This is a genomic window from Nonomuraea sp. NBC_00507 (assembly GCF_036013525.1).
Classification (GTDB): Bacteria; Actinomycetota; Actinomycetes; order Streptosporangiales; family Streptosporangiaceae; genus Nonomuraea.
On sequence record NZ_CP107853.1, the window covers coordinates 11,224,652 to 11,243,965 of the forward strand.

General features: G+C 68.5%; 16 protein-coding genes. 13 read left to right on the top strand and 3 right to left on the bottom strand.

The genetic code is table 11. The annotated features are described in order from the left end of the window. The first annotated feature begins 123 nt into the window (after positions 1-123). From OHA25_RS53485 to OHA25_RS53500, 4 genes are all read left to right on the top strand, one after another. Positions 124-840: a GntR family transcriptional regulator gene (locus OHA25_RS53485; protein ID WP_327584520.1), complete on the top strand. Its 717-nt coding sequence runs from the start codon at positions 124-126 to the stop codon at positions 838-840. 234 nt (positions 841-1,074) lie between these two features. Then, positions 1,075-1,731: a JAB domain-containing protein gene (locus tag OHA25_RS53490; protein ID WP_327584521.1), complete on the top strand. Its 657-nt coding sequence runs from the start codon at positions 1,075-1,077 to the stop codon at positions 1,729-1,731. 941 nt (positions 1,732-2,672) lie between these two features. Beyond that, positions 2,673-3,161 carry a GntR family transcriptional regulator gene (locus tag OHA25_RS53495; protein ID WP_327584522.1) on the top strand — a complete coding sequence of 163 codons (489 nt, stop codon included), beginning with the start codon at positions 2,673-2,675 and terminating at the stop codon, positions 3,159-3,161. Positions 3,162-3,200: 39 nt separating this feature from the next. Then, positions 3,201-3,644 (top strand): GntR family transcriptional regulator, encoded by a 444-nt coding sequence (locus OHA25_RS53500; RefSeq protein WP_327584523.1) that lies wholly within the window; start codon positions 3,201-3,203, stop codon positions 3,642-3,644. Positions 3,645-3,812: 168 nt separating this feature from the next. Here OHA25_RS53500 and OHA25_RS53505 read toward each other — a convergent pair whose 3' ends face one another. Both OHA25_RS53505 and OHA25_RS53510 read right to left on the bottom strand, forming a co-directional pair. After that, positions 3,813-4,835, bottom strand: a complete 1,023-nt coding sequence (locus tag OHA25_RS53505; RefSeq protein WP_305923009.1) for a hypothetical protein — start codon at positions 4,833-4,835, stop codon at positions 3,813-3,815. Between the two features lie 47 nt (positions 4,836-4,882). Then, positions 4,883-5,899, bottom strand: coding sequence for a DMT family transporter (locus OHA25_RS53510; RefSeq protein WP_327584524.1), 1,017 nt, complete (start codon positions 5,897-5,899; stop codon positions 4,883-4,885). Here OHA25_RS53510 and OHA25_RS53515 point away from each other — a divergent pair. From OHA25_RS53515 to OHA25_RS53555, 9 genes are all read left to right on the top strand, one after another. Beyond that, on the top strand, positions 5,898-7,301 hold the full coding sequence (locus tag OHA25_RS53515) for an aminotransferase-like domain-containing protein (protein ID WP_327584525.1): 1,404 nt from the start codon (positions 5,898-5,900) through the stop codon (positions 7,299-7,301). The two genes, OHA25_RS53510 and OHA25_RS53515, sit on opposite strands and share 2 nt — an antisense overlap. 128 nt (positions 7,302-7,429) lie before the next feature. Further along, positions 7,430-7,945 (top strand): CGNR zinc finger domain-containing protein, encoded by a 516-nt coding sequence (locus OHA25_RS53520; protein ID WP_327584526.1) that lies wholly within the window; start codon positions 7,430-7,432, stop codon positions 7,943-7,945. A gap of 44 nt (positions 7,946-7,989) precedes the next feature. Further along, positions 7,990-8,598 carry a GNAT family N-acetyltransferase gene (locus tag OHA25_RS53525; RefSeq protein ID WP_327584527.1) on the top strand — a complete coding sequence of 203 codons (609 nt, stop codon included), beginning with the start codon at positions 7,990-7,992 and terminating at the stop codon, positions 8,596-8,598. Continuing rightward, a complete protein-coding gene (locus OHA25_RS53530; protein ID WP_327584528.1) occupies positions 8,598-9,473 on the top strand; it encodes a 1,4-dihydroxy-2-naphthoate polyprenyltransferase in 876 nt (291 codons plus the stop codon). The genes OHA25_RS53525 and OHA25_RS53530 overlap by 1 nt, the downstream gene beginning before the upstream one ends. Before the next feature lie 168 nt (positions 9,474-9,641). Further along, positions 9,642-10,340, top strand: a complete 699-nt coding sequence (locus tag OHA25_RS53535; protein ID WP_327584529.1) for a GAF and ANTAR domain-containing protein — start codon at positions 9,642-9,644, stop codon at positions 10,338-10,340. A 100-nt stretch (positions 10,341-10,440) separates the two neighbouring features. Further along, entirely contained in the window at positions 10,441-11,673 is a 1,233-nt protein-coding gene (locus OHA25_RS53540) for a KAP family P-loop NTPase fold protein (RefSeq protein WP_327591179.1), read from the top strand. Between the two features lie 3 nt (positions 11,674-11,676). After that, a complete protein-coding gene (locus OHA25_RS53545) occupies positions 11,677-12,648 on the top strand; it encodes a hypothetical protein (protein WP_327584530.1) in 972 nt (323 codons plus the stop codon). Further along, on the top strand, positions 12,641-15,364 hold the full coding sequence (locus tag OHA25_RS53550) for a hypothetical protein (protein WP_327584531.1): 2,724 nt from the start codon (positions 12,641-12,643) through the stop codon (positions 15,362-15,364). Before OHA25_RS53545 ends, OHA25_RS53550 begins: the two co-directional genes overlap by 8 nt. A gap of 70 nt (positions 15,365-15,434) precedes the next feature. Continuing rightward, the gene (locus OHA25_RS53555; RefSeq protein WP_327584532.1) at positions 15,435-16,667 is read left to right on the top strand and encodes an FxsB family cyclophane-forming radical SAM/SPASM peptide maturase; all 1,233 of its coding nucleotides are present in this window, start codon (positions 15,435-15,437) and stop codon (positions 16,665-16,667) included. Positions 16,668-16,718: 51 nt separating this feature from the next. On the opposite strand, the gene fxsT is transcribed toward OHA25_RS53555, so the two are convergent. Continuing rightward, complete coding sequence (fxsT, locus tag OHA25_RS53560; protein WP_327584533.1) at positions 16,719-19,232, bottom strand: FxSxx-COOH system tetratricopeptide repeat protein; 2,514 nt, start codon at positions 19,230-19,232, stop codon at positions 16,719-16,721. Positions 19,233-19,314: the final 82 nt, after the last annotated feature.

Here is a 19,314-nt window from a genome sequence, read left to right on the forward strand (position 1 = left end):
GTTTCTCCGATAATTTTCCGCCATGGCAAAGTTGGGGCTCCAACAGTCATCGATGACGGTCGGTTACCTGCCGAATACGGCAACATGGGGCAACGCCTCACACGAACCCCCAGGGATGGACTAGTGGCCACCTCAGATCCCGTCTACCTGCGTGTCGTCGAAGACATCCGGCGACAGATAACCGACGGCAGCCTTCCCCCAGGCGCGCCCATTCCCTCGCGCGCGCAGCTGACCCGCAAGTATCAGGTCGGCGAGACCGCCGCCCGTCACGCGCTGCGCGTGCTCGCGGGCGAAGGCCTCATCATCGGCCGCGTCGGGTCGGGCCATTACGTCAGGGAACGCCCCGACCTGACGTCACTGCACCGATGGCGTTACCTCGATCACCCCGCCCCGTTCGCGGCCGACCTGCAGTCACAGGGCAGGCGCGTGACCTGGGACTGGCACAGCGAGCCGATCGACGCGGGCCCCGACATCGCCAGACGGCTCCGTCTCCAGGAGTCGACCCCGCTCACCAAAACCCGCTACGTCTTCCGCGCCGACGGCAGACCCCTCCAGCTCGCCACCTCCTATGAGCCGCTGGAGTTCGCCCCCCATTCGGACGAGGAACGGCGGAGCCTGGTCGCCAGGATGTACGCGCACGGCGTAAAGATCACCGAGATCGTCGAGAGCGTGCACACCCGCGTGCCCCGCCCGGGCGAGAGCGACGCGCTGGACCTGGCGGCAGGCGTTCACGTGCTGCACGTCGAACGCACACACTGGGCTGGCGATCGCCCCGTGGAGACGAGCGACATCGTCATCCCGGGCGACCGTTTCCGGGTCACATACAGCATGCCCATTTAGAACGGAAGGCTCCGGGCAGGCCCGCCTCACGCCCGGAGCCTCCGCCCTCGGCCTACCTCAAGCCCGCCTCCCATCCGCAACCTCCGCCCGGCTCCCCTCGAGCTCCCTCCCATCCCGTAACCTCCGTTCGGCCTGCCTGACGACGAACACGCAGGTCACAGAGTGTCGGTAGGCGTTGACGCGCAGGTCAGAGATTGTCGGTGCGCGTTGATACAACGGTCGCGGAGGTTGCCGATGCGACTCAAAGACCTGTCCAAACACGACCGGCCCCGCGAACGGCTCATGTCCAACGGCGCGACCGCCCTGGCCGACCGGGAGCTGCTGGCCGTGATCCTCGGCTCGGGATTCCGTGGTTCGAGCGCCCTGGATCTGGCCACCCAGGTGATCGACCACTGCGGAGACCTGGACGGGCTCGGCCGTTCCGACCCCCATCGGCTGCTGACCGTGCCGGGCGTCGGCCCGGCCAAGGCCGCGAGAGTCGCCGCGGCCTTCCATCTCGCGCGCCGTGCGAAGGACTGGCCCGAGCGAGAGCGCATCACCAGCACCACCGACCTGGCCAACCACTGCGCTCCGCTCCTGCACGGCCATACCCAGGAGCGCCTCGTCATGGTGGTGTGCGACACCGGCGGCCGCATACTGAAACGCTCGGTCGTCACCGAGGGTGGCGCCGACCACACGGCGCTGCCGATCCGAGAGATGATCACAGAGGTGCTCACCACGGGCGGCGCGATCTTCGGCCTCGCCCACAACCACCCGAGCGGCTCCCTCGACCCGAGCGCCGCCGACATCGAGGCGACATCCCGCCTCATCGAGGCCGCGGAAACTGTCGGCCTGCGGCTCCTCGACCACCTGATCATCACAGACGCCGCCTGGAGACGTATCCCCATCTAAACCCATGCCACCCACCCACCGACCGTCAAAGGGAATGATCCCGTGTATAGCGCCGAACAACAGTTTTCCAAGCGCAGGCCATGAGAACCTAATGGCGCGGGTAGGCCGATACGGACGTCAGCCGGCCATTACTCGTCGTGGCGTGGTCCTGTGCCTGCTGGCAGGCACGGGGCCAGGTCCACGCTTCCGCGCCGATCCCAGGCGGGGCGCATTTCGGTCGCGTCGGCGGTTCCCTTTGGCCGTGGCGCTTCGCCTGGGGTTGCGCGAAAGTGCACAGCGCGTGAAGAACAGCGGCTTCACGCGCTTTGGCAGGGGTGCCCATATGCGGCAAATCTGCGCAGTCGCCCCAATCCGGGCCCCCTGCCACACCTCCAGGAAATGCGGTGTGCCTCGGCAGTGACAGAAGGAACCGGGAGTCAGCCGAGAAGATCGGGAATTGCGGTTCGCTACGTACAGGCGGCGACAGTTGCGACGGATCAATTCGTCACACAGGCGGCCATCCTGCAGCCCGCTCACCCACATCGGCCAGGGTCCCACCGATAGGGCCGACATTCGCATCAGGCTTCGGTGAACAACTGCTCCCAGAGCCGCACTACTTCAGTGCGGCGAGCCGTGAACTCTTCGATCGCCAACCGCCCGCGCTCCCTATGGGTTCTCCGAATGAATGCAACGCCGCCGGCCTCGCACAGCTCGTAGACCGTCGGCATACATTCGCAGGTGTAATCCCGCACACGCACTCGCTCAAACCGCTGCGTCTCAGGCCTCCATGCGATGGCTGACTCACAGCCTGGTGCCAATACATGCTGGCCCTGACAGCCGTCCTTCGATCCCATGCCGCCACTATAGCTCAGATGTATGTCCTGGTCTATACACCGTATCTATTGGTCTAATGACCGTGTCCGCTTTGCGCGGTCATGTATGGTTTCGTCTACAATGCCAACGTGCTCGATCGCGAAGGCCCCGTCCCCGTCTACAAGCAGGTCGCCGACCTGGTCCGCGACCAGATCGAACGCGGAGAGCTCAAGGCGGGCGATCCCGTACCTAGCGAGGCCGCGCTCGAGAAGCACTACGACATCGCCCGTACGACGGCCAGACGCGTGGCCCGCGAACTACGCGAGCAGGGGCTGGCGTACACGGTTCAGGGCGAGGGAACTTTCGTCGGCCCGCCTGGCACGCCACGCTCGCCCAAGAGAATGCCCGTTTATCAGAAGATTGCCGAGGAGGTCGCGGAACGCATCCGACGCGGGGAAATTCCACCCAATAGGGCCATCCCTGGCGAAAAGGTTATGATGCACCGGTACGGCGTCGCAAAGGTGACAGTACGCCAGGCGGTTGGGTACCTCAGGGAACAAGGATGGGTCTTCACTGTCCCTTATCGGGGCACATATGTTAATGAGCCCGATAAATGGCCCATCAACAAGGACTCATAGTCGACCTGCATTTACCGATCTTTTAGATATCCTTGCCGAGTGCTGGATCGCGAGGGTGACACCCACCTCTATCTTCAGATCAGCGAGATCATCAGATCGCGCATTGTCGCCGGACTCTCTCCAGGTGATCCCGTGATCAGCGAAGCGGAGATCCAGCGGGAGTTTGGAGTAGCGCGCACGACCGCGCGCCGAGCCATGCGGGTCCTGCGGAACGAAGGGCTCATTCACACGCGTCAGGGAAAGGGCAGCTTCGTGGGCGCGCCCGGCGAAGCGGAGCCACGCGAGCGCCGGATGCCGCTATATCGGCATATTTCCGAGGAAGTCCGTCTGCGCATCGTGGCCGGCGAGCTGGCTCCCTCCCGTCCGCTTCCGAGCGAATCGGGCGCTGATGCAACAGCACGGCACCGCACGGGAAACCGTACGGCGAGCGATTGCCTTGCTCCGGGATCAAGGGTGGATCTACACCGTTTCCCACCGCGGTAGCTACGTCTCCCCCAAGGAGCGATGGCCGGAGTGATCGACGACGCGGAACCACAGTCCACGACGCAAAGTTTTTCGCGGACGTGTTCCGCCTTCTCCCCCCTCCGCCTCGTAATCGAGGGCGAGGAGCTCGGCGGTGGCAGTCTTCTCGCGGCGAGGACCACGTTGAGGTCAGAAGACCGGGATGATCTCCTCCGGATCGATGAACTCGACCGGCACGCCTTCCAGGTCCAGCTCAGGAATGGCGGGGAAGGCGATCCCCCAGCGTTCCACGATGGCGCGGATCTTGGCCATGGCGACGCGCCAGTTCTCGGCCTGTTCCTCATACGACAACACCCCCAGTCCGGCGTCCCTGGCGTGGTTCATGAGGACGCGGTGGTTGGGGAGGAAGTAGGGCGGGAGTTCCCAGAAGCCTTCCGGGGGCTCCCAGAGGATCATGCTGAGGAAGACGAAGCCGGCTCTGAGCTGGCGGGTGATGAGGGTGCGGATCTCGTCCGTGAGACCCGGCCATTCGTTTTCCAGAATGGTCATGCAGATCTGGAGGTGGCGGGACTCGTCGCGGCCGATGCGGTGGAACATCTCGCTGAAGACCGGGTGCTGGGTGCCTGACGCCATGCCCCTGAACAGCGTGGAGGCGGCCATCTCGCCCATCATGAAACTGGTGAAGAGCACCGGGAGCGAGTATTTGCCCACGGCCGCGGTGTAGCCGTTCCAGTAGCGGCCGCCGTTGTGGTAGAGCCAGCCGATGTTGTTGTGGGCGGCCGATTCGAGATCGTCCGACGGGGTCCAGTCGAGCGGGCCGCCCGGCCAGAGTTTGGCGATGGTGCGCTGGCAGCACTCCTCGTGGTTCATCTCATCGCGGGTGATGGAGAAGAAGCACTTCCTGACCGGGTCCTCTTCATGTTTCTCGAAGGCCTGGATCGTGGCACGGGCGAAGACGGCCGGTCCCGAGGCGTCGAAGTTGGCCAGGACCGCGAACCAGTACATGATCCCGAGGCGCTGCTCCCGGGTGAAGTCCTCCGCGTTCAGGCCGTCCCAGGGAAGGTCGGCCGGATTCCAGACCATGCGCTTGGACTTCTCGTAGATGGCGGCGAGCTTCTCCGTCTCGACGCGCCATTCCATGGGATAGATGTTGGGCTGCGGGATTTCCGGCGCCGGCCAGAAGCCGCCCTCTGGGATCGTGAGGTCCGCCATTGTTGTGACACCTCCTCCCCCAATCCTGCGGGGCAGCGTCACGGCTTTCAAGTACGGGCGCGCTGGGTGATGGCCACGCAGACGAGCACCGCCAGCGCCGCGGCCACGGTGACCAGGCCGAATCTCTCGCCCATGAGGAACCAGGCCCAGAGGAGGGTCAGGAGGGGCTGGGTGAGCTGGGTCTGGCCGGCTCTGGCGATGCCGCCCTTGGCCAGGCCCGCGTACCAGGGGAAGAAGCCCAGGAACATGGAGATGGCCGCCACGTACGCGAAACCGGCGATGGCGTGGGGCGTGAAGGTGGTGGCGGTGGTCAGGGCCAGGACGATGGTGATCGGGGCCGTCAGGGGGAGGGAGAGGACGACGGCGTAGGAGATCACCTGCCAGCCCGGCTGCCGGCGGGACAGGCGGCCGCCTTCGGTGTAGCCGACCGCGGCCGAGATCAGGGCGCAGAGCAGCAGCAGGTCAGGCCAGGATGCGCTGCCCTGGTGCTGGGTGAAGGTGAACGTGGTGATGGCGATGGCGCCGGCCGAGCAGGCCGCCCAGAAGAGAGGGCGGGGGCGCTCGCCCGCTCTGAGCACGGCGCAGACGGCCGTGGCGGCGGGGAGGAGTGCGATGACCACGGCGGCGTGCGCGGTGCTCGCACCCAGCGCCAGGGCCAGGCCGCTGAAGACGGGGAAGCCGAACACCACCCCGAGCGAGATCAGGGCGTAGGACGGCCAGAGAGGTCTCGCGGGGAGGAGGGGCTTACCCATGGCTTTCAGGCAGGCCAGAGCCAGCAGGCCGGCGATCGCGGCCCGGCCGATCGCGACCAGCCAGGGGTCGAAGCCTTCCATGGCGTAGACGGTCGCGGGGAAGGAGCCGGAGAAGGCCAGGACACCGAGGAAGGCCAGGGCCGTGCCTTGGCGGTGGCGGGGCTTGTGGTGGGGGCGGTGACGGATGTCGCCGTAATGCGCGTCGCCTGCGTGCTCAACGTCATGACCGTCGTGGAGCGTGGCGGCATTGTGCGTGCTACGGGGCGGGACCGCTACTCCCTCAGGGACAGTAGCGCTATTCTTATCTTTCATGAACAACGATAGCAGTATCGCCCAGATCGCCGCGATACTGCGTGACGAGGCCGCCCGGCTCGGCCCCGGCGCACGACTCCCGTCCAGCCGGGAGATCATGCGCAGGCACAACGTCAGCCCCGTCACCGTCTCGCGCGCCATCGGCCAGTTGGCGGCCGAGGGCAGGGTCGTCACGAAGCCGGGCAGCGGCGCCTTCGTGGCGCAGCAGCACCAGGTCGGGAAGGGGCAGGACACCGCCGACCTGTCCTGGCAGACGGTCGCGCTCGGGGACCGGGTGGTCGACGACGGTCCGGTCGCGGAGTTGCTGGCGTCGGTCCCCGAGGGAGTGGTGCCGCTGACCGGTGGCTATCTGCACCCCGGACTGCGGCCCGACAAGCAGCTGGGGGCCGCGGCGGCGCGGGCGGTGCGGCGGCCGGACGCCTGGGCCAAGCCGCCCCTGACGGGACTCCCCGAGCTGCGGCGGTGGTTCGCGGCCCAGACGGGCGGCGACGTGACCGCGGCCGACGCGTTGATCGTCAGCGGCGGTCAGGCGGCGCTGACGCACGCGTTCAGGGCCCTGGCGGCCCCCGGCACACCGGTGCTGGTCGAGACCCCCACCTACCCCGGCGCGCTGGCGGCGGCCAAGGCGGCCGGGCTGCGCGCGACGGCCGTGCCCATGGACAGGGATGGCGTACGGCCGGAGCTGCTGGCCGAGGCATTCGCCGTCACCGGCGCGCGGGTGTTCTTCTGCCAGCCCACGCTGCACAACCCGACCGGCGCCACCCTGCCCCTCGAACGCAGGGAGCAGGTGCTGCAGGTGGCAAGGGCGGCCGGGGCGTTCCTGGTCGAGGACGACTATGCCCGTTACCTGACCGAGCACGCGCCTGCGTCGCTGGCGTCCATGGATCAGCACGGGACCGTCGTCAATGTGGGCTCGCTGACGAAGATCCTGTCGCCGAGCATGCGGGTGGCCGCGGTGATCGCTCGCGGACCGGCCGCGCACCGGCTGCGGGCCAGCCAGCTCGTGGAGTCGTTCTTCGTGGCGCGGCCGCTGCAGGAGACGGCGCTGGAGTTCGTCGGGTCACCGGTCTGGCGGCGGCATCTGACGGCCGTGCACGCCGAGATCCGGACGCGCCGTGACGCGCTCGCGGCGGCGCTCGCCGCACGCATGCCCGAGGCGGAGCTCCACCTGCTGCCGATCGGCGGGATGCACGTGTGGGTACGTCTGCCGGCCGAGGTCGACGAGAACGCATTCGTCGAGGCCGCCCGGCGGAACGGGGTGCTGGTGAGCCCGGGCAGGATGTACTACCCCTCCGAGCCGCCGGGGCCGCGGATCAGGGTGACGCACATCGCGGCCACCCATCTGCCGGAGCTGCACGAAGGAGTACGCCGCCTCGCCCAGGCCCTGGCGCAGGTCCGATGACGGTCCTGGCGCAGGTCCGATGACCGTCCTGGCGCAGGGCCGATGCCTTAGTGCCTGCGCCCAGGCCGTGGACGACCCACCCGGGGCGCCGACCAGTTCTTGATCACAGTGCCAGTAGAGTGGCGGGCATGTCGTTCTCCGCGGAGCTCATCCGAGACTTCGTGAACACCTACGACGTCGAATCCGACACCGACGACCTCTCCTCCCCCGCCGACCTGGCCCTCTGGCTGCGCGAACGCGGCCTCATTACCCCCCGCGACCGCGCCACCGACGACGACCTCCACACCGCCCACACCCTCCGCGAGGCCCTCAGAGCGGCTCTCAGGCGGGAACGAGCCGACTTCCCCGCCCTCCCGCTTCAGGTGAACGCCCAGGCGAACGGCGCCCCGGAGCTGGTGCCGGCACGGAGCGGCGTACCCGGGGGTCTGGCCAGGATCGCGGCCGCCACAGTGGGGGCGGGGTGGGACCGGCTCAAGGTGTGCGCGGAGGGAACCTGTCAGTGGGCGTTCATCGACTCTTCGAAGAACCGTTCCCGCTCGTGGTGTTCTATGCGGGTATGCGGCAACCGCACCAAGACACGCGCTTACCGGGCGAGGAAGCGGGGTTCGCGTCGTCTCCCAGTGTCAAACACCGATACGGTGTAACTCGTGCCTTGTGGCACGTACGGCAGGCGAAGGAGCGGGCCGAGATGGCAGACGTAGGCGTTCGGGCGGCCCGGCGCGAGGATGTGCTCCAGGTGGCGAATTGCCAGATTCGCGCCTGGCGCTACGGCTATCGGGACTTCCTCCCCGAGGGGCCGCTTGAGCAGATGACCGGCCCGGCAGCGGAGAAGATGTGGCTGCGGCAGTGGGACGAGGCGATCGTCGCCCCTCCCACCCCCATGCATCGCGTGCTGGTGGCGGTGGAGACCATCCTCGACACCGAGGGTTTCCCGGCGCTCGGCGCGGGCGGCAGCGCCGCCCTGGTCACCCCTCGCGGCGGCGAGCGCGTGGTGGGCCTGGCCTCCCACGCCCCCGCCGAGGATCCCGACCTCGACCCCACCGTGGTGGCCGAGATGCTGACGCTGCTGGTCGACCCCGACTTCGTCCGCAGGGGCCACGGCAGCCGCCTGCTCAACGCCACCGTCGACTACCTGCGCGACGACGGTTTCCGGCAGATCGTCACCTGGGTGTTCGCCGACAACCACCCGGTGCTCGGCTTCCTCGAGTCGGCCGGCTGGGGCGAGGACATGGCGGAACGCGTCCTGGACATGGGCCGCCCGATCAGGATGGTCCGGCTCACGACGGATATCAGCTGATGGCCACTCCCGCACAGTGGATCGCGGGCGCACGCCCGCGCACGCTCCCCAACGCCATCGTCCCGGTCATGGTGGGCACCGGCGTGGCGATCGGCGAGGGCGGCTTCGTGTGGTGGCGGGCGCTCCTGGCGCTGTTCGTGGCCCTTTCGCTGCAGATCGGCGTCAACTACGCCAATGACTACAGCGACGGCATTCGCGGCACCGACGATCAGCGGGTCGGCCCGATGCGGCTGGTGGGCTCGCGCGCGGCCACGCCCCGGGAGGTGCTGATCGCGGCGCTGGGCTGCTTCGCTGTCGCGGCGGTGCTGGGGCTGGTCCTGGTGCTGGTCACGCAGGCCTGGTGGGTGCTACTGGTGGGCGCGGCGGCGATCGCGGCCGCCTGGTTCTACACCGGCGGCAAACGCCCGTACGGCTACCGCGGGCTGGGCGAGCTGGCCGTGTTCGTGTTCTTCGGCATCGTGCCCGTGGTCGGGACCGCGTATGTCCAGACAGAGTCGCTGAGCTGGGCCGCCTTCCTCGCCTCGATCCCGGTGGGGCTGCTGTCGTGCTCCATGCTCGTCGTGAACAACCTGCGTGACGTGGGGACCGACGGTCAGGCCGGCAAACGGACGCTGGCGGTGGTGCTGGGGGCCGAGCGCACCCGGGCGCTGTACGTGGTGTGCCAGGTGGTGCCGTTCGTGGTGGCGCTGGCGATGGTGCCGATCACGCCGTGGGCCGCGCTCGTGCTGCTGGCCGCGCCGCTGGCGATCACTCCGATCAGGACGGTGCTGAGCAAGGCCGTGGGTCCTGCGCTGATCGCGGTCCTGCAGCAGACGGGCAAGCTGCAGATGGCGTACGGCCTGCTGTTCGCCGTGGGCCTCGCGATCGTCTTCTGACGAGCGCCCTGATCTTCTGACGAGCGCGTGCCTCCCGGCGGGCGTCGCGGAACGGCATGAGGCGTTAGCGTAGGAACCCCTTACTAGGGCAGTCTTTTAGTCCAGTGGTCCGGAGAAAGTGACCCGCCGTCGCACCTAGCGCGAGGGATCTAATTGAACCGGCCAAGCGTGCCCACGGACATCGAGGAATTCGAACGGGCACTCGCCGAGTGCGTCAGCATCGCCACCCGCGCGATGCCCGACTCCCCGATGGTCAGTATCGCGCTGCCCGCCGAGCAAGGTCTGCGTACCGTCGCCTGCTCGCACGAGCGTGCCGAGGTGCTCGATGAGCTGCAGTCGGCCGCCGGTCAGGGGCCCTGCCTCGACGCGCTGGACACCGGAGAGCCGGTGACGGCCACGGACCTGGGCGCGGACTCCCGCTGGCGCCGGTTCGCGGCCGAGTCGGGCCTGCTCAGCCTGCACTCGGAGCCGTTGAAATCGGAGGGCAGGCTGCTGGGCGTGCTCACCCTCTATTCCGGCCGGTGCGGCGGCTTCAGCGAGGAGACCTGGGTCGCCGTACGCGTGACCGCCGGCCATATCGGCGTGTTGTTCCGCGCGGCGGCCGACGCGGCCCGCTTGCGGGAGGTCGCCGCGCAGCTGAAGGAGGCGCTCATCACCCGCGCGATCATCGACCAGGCCCTCGGCATCGTCATGGCGCAGCGCCGGTGCACCTCCCACCAGGCGTTCGAGGTGCTCCGGCACGTCTCCCAGGACAAGAACGTCAAGCTGCACCAGGTCGCGGCCACGATCGTGGAGAAGGTGACCGGAGAGCCCCCGCAACACTCCCGTTTCGAGGACCCGCCACCGCGCAAGGCGGACCTGGCGTAATCAGCGCCGGCGCGTGTTATCACAGTTCGATAACCGCAGGTTTTCTGGGCCCCAGAGGATGCATCCTCTTCCTCAAGGGGGGACGATGCCCGATATCGCAATGCTCTCTGATGCGCCGGTCAATTGGCGCGGAGATCTGCTCCAGTTTCGCCGGTACGTCGACCCGCTCGTTTCGGTCATTACCAATCCCCGTACGCAGACGCCGTTTACCATCGGCGTTTACGGCGCCTGGGGCAGCGGGAAATCTACCTTGCTGAAAATGGTGGACGAGCGACTCCTGGACCGGCACGGCGAGGAGTTCGTCCGCGTGCATTTCAACCCCTGGGTGCACCGCCGCGAGCCGCAGATGCTGCTCCCCCTCCTGAACGCCCTGCACACCGAGCTCAACGAGGACCCCAAGCACCGCTTCGCCGACACCGCCAAGCGGATCGGCGCGATCATGCTCAATCTGGCCGCCGACGAGATGCTCAAGAAGATCAACCTGGGCTCGGCGAGCGTGGAGAAGATCGGCAAGCTGGCCCAGCAGTACGCCGAGATGCGCGGCCAGGTCGACAGCCAGACCGGACGGCTGCGTACGCTCCTGCAAAAGGAGGCCGACCGCCTGGCCGAAAAAGGCAGAAAAATCATCTTCTTCATCGACGACCTCGACCGGTGCGAGCCCGACCAGATCATCGACGTCCTGGAGTCGATCAAGCTCTTCCTGGACATCGAGCACGTCTTCGTGCTGATCGCCCTGGCCAAGGACGTGGTGGACCGGGGCGTGTCGATCAAGTATCAGCCGTTCGGCTTCACCGCCACGGACCGCCTGGGTGACGAATACCTGGACAAGATGATCCAGCTCCCCCTGCACCTTTACCCGCTCGGCCCTGCCGAGGTCGGCCGCTTCATCCTGGACTCGGAGCCCGGGGAGCTGGCCGGCGCGCACGTGAAGACGCTGGAGAAGATCCTCTCTGCCAACCCACGCAAGATCAAACGCGTGCTCAACCTGCTACGCGTGACCGAGGCGATCATCGCGGGCACCCCTGGCCTGGCGGGCCTGGACAAGGGCCTGGTCATCCGCCTGGTGGTGCTGCGCGTGCAGACCCCGGAGCTGTTCGCGGACGTGGTGCGCACGCCCGCCCTGCTCGTGGCGCTCGAGTTGATCTACCAGAACAAGCTGGTGCACCGCCTGCCGGAGTTCAACGTGCGGTTCAAGCGGCAGGCCGATCGCATGATGCACCTGGTGGGCAGGCATTACAACGCTCAGGACTTCCTGGCGCCGCTGTTCTCCGACTCCGACTTCGAGGCGTTCGAGGACGAGCTGCCCGTCTACCTGACCATGATCGGCGGGTGAGCGATGCACGTCACCGACGCCCGCTACGAGCTGTACGGGCTGCCGTCGGGCAACCCCTACGCCAGCCGCCCCCTGGACCCCCTCGGCTGCGAGGACGACCGCCACCGCCTGCTCGACCTCGAGGGCTTCGTCAGGCTCGCCGCGATCGACGCGACCGTGGAACGCGCCGCCGCCACGGACACACCGGCTTTCTTCCTCATCACCGGCATGGGCAACAGCGGCCGCACCTCCCTGGCGAACCACGTCATGTACCGCTACCAGAGCGCCAGGACCGCCCATCTGCCCCTCTTCAGGCTCGTCAGGCATGACGCGGAGCGCGGCGAGATGACGCACGACGCCTACCGGACACTGCGCTCCACCCTGCTCTCGCTACGCGCCAAGATGCGCGCCAACAAGATCGATGTCCCGCCCGCGCTGGCCGAGATGTTCGCGGACCTGAGCAAGCGGCCGCGTGCGCAGGCCATGGACGACTACGAGCTCCAGGAGATCGCCGACTACGCCGCCTCTGTCTTCGCGGCGCACGACATGGGCTTCGGCATCCGCTACGAGGGCGTGGCGACCAAGGAGCTCATCACCCAGGCCACCAGGGTGTTCGAGAACGCGGGCACGGTCGTCGTGTTCACCGTCGACAACTACCGGCACGCGACCGCCGTACAGCTCACGAGGGCGGACCGGCAGGAGTTCGCCAGGCGCGGGCACATCACCGATCTGAGCCCGCTGTCCCCCGCCCAGATCGCGGCGCTCGCCCACCACCGGTGGACCGGTCACCCGCCCTGCCCCTTCGACTCCGATGACGTGTGCGAAGCCTTCCAGGAGCATTCCTGCACCATCGGCCAGGCCCTGCGCCACCTGCACAGACTGCTCGACACCCGGCTGCGCCAGTACGACGGTGACGTGCCGTGGCCGACCGACGGCCTGCGTATCCATGAGAGCTGGCTCCGGCTCAACCTGCGCAGAGGAGGCTTCCATGGCTGAACACCTCGCCCGCAATCCTTTCCCGGCCCGCGGCACGGTCAGCGCCGAGGAGACCGTCCTGCCGGACGTCCTGCGCGAGTGGGCGGATCGTACGCCGACCGCGCCGCTGCCCGGCGTACGCGAGGCCGAGCGCCTGGCCGAGGAGTACGTACAAGGCTTCCAGGACGAGGCCACCAGCCACGGCGGCCTCGGCTGCCTGTACGGCGCCCACGGCGCGGGCAAGACGCACGCGGCCCGCCGCATGATGGCCAGGATCGCCCTGCTGGAGCCGGAAGCGGTCCAGTTGTACGTGCGCTTCCAGGACGACGATCTGGTCGCCGCCTACCGCCGTCTGGTGCCCCAGCTGTCCCAAGGCCTGCTCACGGACCTGGTCGTGCGCTACCTCGGCACGCTCGCCGGCGACCAGGCCGCGAACGCGGGCGTGCCGGCCGATCGGGGCAGGCTCATGTCCGCGCTCGACACCGAGCCGACAAGGGTGTTCGACCTGTTCGATGCCCACCTGATCGAGGCGGGCCGGGTGCTGGAGGCGCAGGCCAGGGAGATCGCCGCGGTGACCGGTGACGGGCGGCGATTCCAGCGGGCGCTGTCGTTCCTGATCCGCCCCGAGTTCTCCGACGCCGCCTACGACTGGTTGTGCGGCCGGCCGATCGACCTCGACGCCGCCAGGGCGCTGGGAGTCGGCGAGCAGATCGACGATCCCCAGACCTGCCGCTACGGCCTGCAGCTGCTGGCCACGCTGGTGACCCGCGGCGGCCGGCCGTTCGTGCTGGTCTTCGACCAGTGCGAGAAGTTCCTGCTCGAGGACGGGGTCCCGGTGCCGGCGAACCTCGGGCTGCAGCAGAGCCTGGCCGAGGTGGTCCCGCGGGCCGGCGGGCTGCTGCTCCTGGTGGCGAGCGAGGCCGGCTGGCAGGCCATGCCACAGGACCTGCACCAGCGCATCGGCCCCGGCGCCGTCCACATGATGCCGCTCGTGCCCGACGACGCCCGGCTCGTGCTGCGGGTCTACCTCGACGCCGTACGCCGGACACCCCGCGAGGACATCAGGCCGATCACGGAAGCCGGACTGCGCGAGCTGCTGCGCCACAGCGGCGGCAACGTCCGGCTGCTGCTCCAGCTTGCCTGGGCGAGCTTCGAGGCGGCGGCCGCGGGAGCGGAGATCAACGCGGACGTGATCGGGACCGCCGCGCTCCGCTACCGGCGCGCCCCCGGACTGCCGGAGCTGGCCATGCTCGTGGAGTCGAAGCTGCTGGCGGCCGGGCTCAACGCCGAGCGCGTCCCCGGCAAGGACGCCTCGACGACGTTCCGGCTGCCCGGGCCGCCCAAACCGCAGGTCGTGATCAAGCTGAGCGAGGCGGTCTTCTTCGACGACGAGGTGTCCAACGCCGCCGACATGGTGGCGCCGGGCGGGGACATCACATCCGCCTACACGGCCCTCCTGGTCACCGGGTACGTCAGCCCCCCGGTCCTGACCGCTCTGCGCCGCGTGGTGCACACGGTGCTGGTCGCCGACGGCTCCCCGGCGTTCTCCCGCGAGCTGGACGAGCTCGTGGCCCGGGCCGCGTCCGTGCTGGCGGCCAAGGACCGGACCGCGTCGGATCCGGCGCTGCTGAGCGAGACGTTGCGGGAGCTCAGGGCGTATCTGGAAGAGCTGGGGTCGCAGCGGCGCGGCGAGTCCGCGGCGCTCACCCGCAACCTCGCCGCCGTGGGCGGACCGCCCGAGCCCAGGGCGGCGTCGGGGTGGCCGGCCAGGCGCGCGGAGCTGATCCACCGTATCGCCGAGGTCAGGGCAGCGCGGGCCGCGACGGACTGGGACGACTTCCGCAAGGCCCGCGCGCGCGTGGTACGGGAGTGGAAGACGCGGGTCGTGCTGGTGATCTGCGCCGCCGTCGCGGCCGTGCTGCTGCTCATGCTGAGTGCTTCACTCGGCGGAACATCCCCATCCGCCCAGCTGGTCGCCGGCGCCGTTCTCGCGGTGCTGGCCGGCGGCGTCCCCGCGACGCTGCTGGCGAGGTCGTGGGTGTTCCGGCCAGGCGTGTCGCTCGACGCCCGTGCCGACCTCGACCAGCTCGGCCGCGACCTGCGCCCGCACGCCCGTCCCCGCGCCGCCGACCCCGCGATCCGGTACGCCCACGCCTGCCAGGAGGACCCGGACGCCGGATACCGCGCGCTGGCGAACGCCATCCTGGTGGAGCCGCTGGCGCTCGTGCGGCAGGCCCTCGGCCGCCGCCTGGCGATGACCGAGCGCTCCCCCTCCGAGTGCGTGGAGGAGGTGCTGCGTGGCCTTCGTGAGCGGATTCCGGAGGTGCAGCTGCTCCTCGCGCGCAGGCAGCAGCACACGGATCCGGAGAGACCACCGCGCACGCTCCGGGACCTGCGGCCGGAGCTGCGCATTCTCGTGGCGCTGGCCAACCCGGACCGGCTGGAGCTGGCCGCGGGCGCGCCGTCCAAACAGCCCGCCGAGCTGGTGCTGGCCGCGCTCGGCGTGCGGGGGCCGAATCATCCGCTGGCGCGAGCGTACCGGGGTGGGGTGGCGCAGCTCGCTCCGGGCGAGATCCCGCCGAACGAGCTCAGAGCGGCCGCCCGCCTGCTGTCCCCGCTCGAACCGGACGGGCTGGGCGCCTACGACTGGCTCCCCGTTGTTCCCGAAATCGACGAACTTTACCTACATTTCGAGGAATTGCTGTATTACCAAGAGGAAATTCGCTCTTATCGGTAGAAATCTTGACTCACCAGCGAAATCGTGAGAAATAAAGACCGGGGTGTATCACGACGCTAAGAGGTAGCCGTTGTTACCAAGCTCTGAACCGAAGCCCCTGCGCACCGGGGGGTTCCCCGACTTTATCGACGTCGACGCGTTGCTGGCGGAGGGCTGGAGGCCGTTCGCCTTCCAGCAGTTCATCCTGAAGGTCCACAGCCGCTGCGACCTCGCCTGCCGCCATTGCTACGTCTACGAGATGGCGGACCAGAGCTGGCGCGAGCAGCCGCGCAGGATGTCCGACGCCATCGCCGACCGCGCGGTCGAGCGCATCGCCGAGCACGCCTCCAGCCACGACCTGGCCGAGATCGACGTCATCCTGCACGGCGGCGAGCCGCTGCTGGCGGGCCCTGAGCTCATCTCCCGCGTGGTCTGCGGTGTCCGCGGCGCGGTGGGTACGGGCACGAAGGTCAACGTCCACATCCAGACCAACGGCGTCCGGCTCGACGAGGCGTACCTGCAGTTGTTCGAGTCCCTGGAGATCCGCGTCGGCGTGAGCCTGGACGGGTACGCCGAGGCCCAGGACAGGCACCGTCTCTTCGCCGACGGACGCGGCAGCCACGCCCTGGTCAGCGAGTCCCTCCGGCGGCTGACCGCGGGGCCGTACCACCACCTGTTCAGCGGCATCCTGTGCACGATCGACGTGCGCAACGACCCCGTGCGCACGTACCAGGCGCTGCTGGACTACGACCCACCGGCGATCGACTTCCTGCTGCCGCATGGCAATTGGGCCGCGCCGCCCCCGTTCCGAGAGCCGGACTCCCTCGCGACGCCGTACGCCGACTGGCTGATCCAGATCTTCGACATCTGGTACGACAGTCCGGTCCTGCAGACCGAGGTCCGTCTGTTCAGGGAGATCATGCGGCTGCTGATGGGCAGTCATTCGCGCGCGGAAGCCGTCGGGCTGTCCCCGGTGCGCATGGTCGTGATCGAAACCGATGGCAGCATCGAGCAGTCCGACATCCTCAAGAGCGCCTACCACGGCGCTCCCGAGACCCGGCTGCACGTGCTGCGCGACTCCCTGGACAGCGCGCTGCTGCACCCGGCGATCGTCGCCCGGCAGATAGGTGAGCTGGCTCTCTCCCCCACCTGCCGCCGCTGCGACCTCGTCTCCACCTGCGGCGGCGGCCAGTACGCCCACCGCTACAGCCCGGCCGCCGGCTTCGCCGAGCCGTCGATCTATTGTGCCGACCTGTACCGGCTGATCAGCTACATCAGCGCACGATGCGAGCGAGACGTCGCGCGGCTGCGGGGAGCGAGATAAGGGATCCGCGCCACACACGATCGACGCCGCGTGCTGATCAGCGGCGGCACCTTAAATGGGCGGCGGGTCGAAGTCGCAGTTGAGCCGCTCGCCGGCGAGCAGTGCGAGGGCCTCGGGATGCTCGCGCCCCATGACCGCCTCGAAGCGCTGAGTCGTCTCCCCGAACAGACGCTTGGCCTCCTCCTCCGCCCCCGTCGCCTGCAGGTCCAGGCACAGGTTGGCGGCGCACACGAGGCCGAGGTAGTGGTCGGGGGTGAAGGACGTCCGGATCCGCCGGAGGGTCTCCTCGCCCAGGGCGCGGGCCTCAGCGTGCCTGCCCAGCGCGGCCAGGTCGTTCTGCAGATTGATGGCGCAGCTCAGGGCATAGTCGTGGTCGGGGCCGACCCGGTCGCTGAGACGGGCCAGAATGCTCGCGTCCATGTCCTGTGCGAACGCCGGGTCGCCGCTCAGCCGCAGGAGCAGTGCCAGGTCGATCCTGGCCGCGTGGGTGAACGGATGCTCGTCGCCGAACACATCGGGGTAGTGCTCGACCGCGGGCTTGGCCATGTCCAGCGCCTCTTCGAGATCGCCGTTCGCGCGCAGCGCATTGGCCAGGCCCAGTGCGGCCGCCATCGTGCTGGCGTGCCCGTCTCCGTAGAGCCGCTGCAGCCGGGTGTGGGTGTCGCTCATGAGCTGGAGAGCGTCCGCCAGCCGGCCGCTGCGGCGCAGGGAGATCGCGAAGTCCTTGGCGGCCAGGAGGGTGTTGGGGTGGTCGTCTCCCAGTTGTGCGACGCCGTAGGTGTAGGCCTCTTCGGCCATGTCGGTCGCCACCTGGAACTGGCCGCTCAGACGCACGGCTCGGCTCATGTTGATCCACGTCAGCAGCAAGGCGCGTCTGCCGATGCCCTCCACGCTGCTCTGGTGCAGGAAGATGTCCCGGAGGATCTCGCGAGCCTGGTCGTATTTGCTCGTCACGGTGTAGTCGAGCGCCAGGTTGTAGCGGGCTCGCTGGGTCAGCTGGTGCGTGTCGCCGTGCAGGCGCTTGTAGATCTCCGCGGCTTCGGCGTCGAGTTGCCGCGCCGCGGAGAAGTCGCCCCGGGCGCGCAGTGCCGCGGCGTAGCCGGTCTGGGCCCACAACGTTTCCGAGTGCTCGGGACCGAGAGAGTCCCGCATCTGCTCGAAGGTCTCCGCGAAGAGTCGCTCGGCGTCGGCGTACGTGGCCAGCTCCAGGTAGGTGTTGCTCAGGTGGACCTGGGCGGCCAGCACGTCCTTGTGCTGGGCGCCGCTTGCCTGCGACCACCTGTCGATGTACTCGTTGAGCAGCGTCTGCGCCTGCCGGTAGCTGCCGCGCACGTACATGTAGCGCACGAGGTCGAGGGCGAAACTGCGCACCTCCGACACCTTGCAGTCGACCAGGCCCGACGGCTCCAGGTGGGCGGCGAGTTCCTCGAAACGCGCCCAGTTGGTCGTGTCGTCCGGGTCAGCCGGCGCGGTGCCCGACATCAGCAGGTGGACCTCGTGACGGAGCTCGGCGCGGTCCTTCTCCGGGGTCTCGTCGCGAAGCAGCGCCTGGTTGAGCCGGTGGACCTGGAGGGTGCGGGTGGTCGGCTCGACTTTGACCAGGGCCAGGCGTTCCAGGTGGCTGAGCGCGTTGGTGAGCTCGATCGGGTCGGACAGGATGGGTGCGAGCCGCGGGCCGACGACTCGGTTGCCGCGGCGGAAGACGTCACGCGGGATGGGCTCGGGGCCGAAGAAGGCGCAGCAGCGCAGCACCTCCACGGCCGCGGGGACGCGGTCCTGGAGCTGGGAGACCGACAGCTGCCATGCCGCGGTCATGGACTGGGGGTAGGTCGGGGCCTTCTCCAGGCTGAGCAACTTGCTCGTCTGCTCATCGAGCAATGAGAGGTATTCCTCCACCGACATCAAGGTCCTGGCCAGCAGAGCGGCGGCCTGCTCCAGCGCGAGCGGCAGGTCACCGAGCTTGTCGGCCAGCTGGTCGGCCTCCTCGGAGCTGATCGCGTCGCCCAGGCGCTTGCGGAGGAACGCTACGCTCTCCTCTCTCCTGAAGACGTCCACCTGGATCGTCGGCTCGTGGTCGCTCCAGCGCGAGTTGCGCGAGGTGATGAGGACGTGACCGGGGCCTCTCGGAATGAAGTCCTTGATGTACTCGGGATCCTCGGCGTTGTCGAAGATCACCAGCCAGCTCCGGTGGGGAGATCCGCTCTCCAGCGCACGCAGGACCGCCTGGGTGGCTTGCTCCACACCGGTGCTGGTCGCGGGCGGCAAGCCCAAGATCGGCGCCATCCCCGCCAGCACCGATGGGACGAGCAGCGGCTGGTCCGCGGAGACCCACCAGACCAGGTCGTAGTGGGCGCGGTATTGCCAGGCGTACTCGATCGCCAACTGGGTCTTGCCGACGCCACCCAGACCTTGCAGCGCCTGGGGCTGGGCCACGACGGCGGTCACGGTGTTGATGCTCTTCCTGAGCGCCGTGAGAAGATCCTTACGGCCGGTGAAGTTGGGGTTGCGCTTGGGGACGCGTTCCCAGATCTTCGGCCCCTGCGATGGCACGGAATTTTCAGCCACGTTGGTCCTCCGCTGCACGCCCGAAGAGGTAAGGCACCCGTAGGACCCCCATCCTAGAGGTTGATTAGTCGCCCTGTTTATC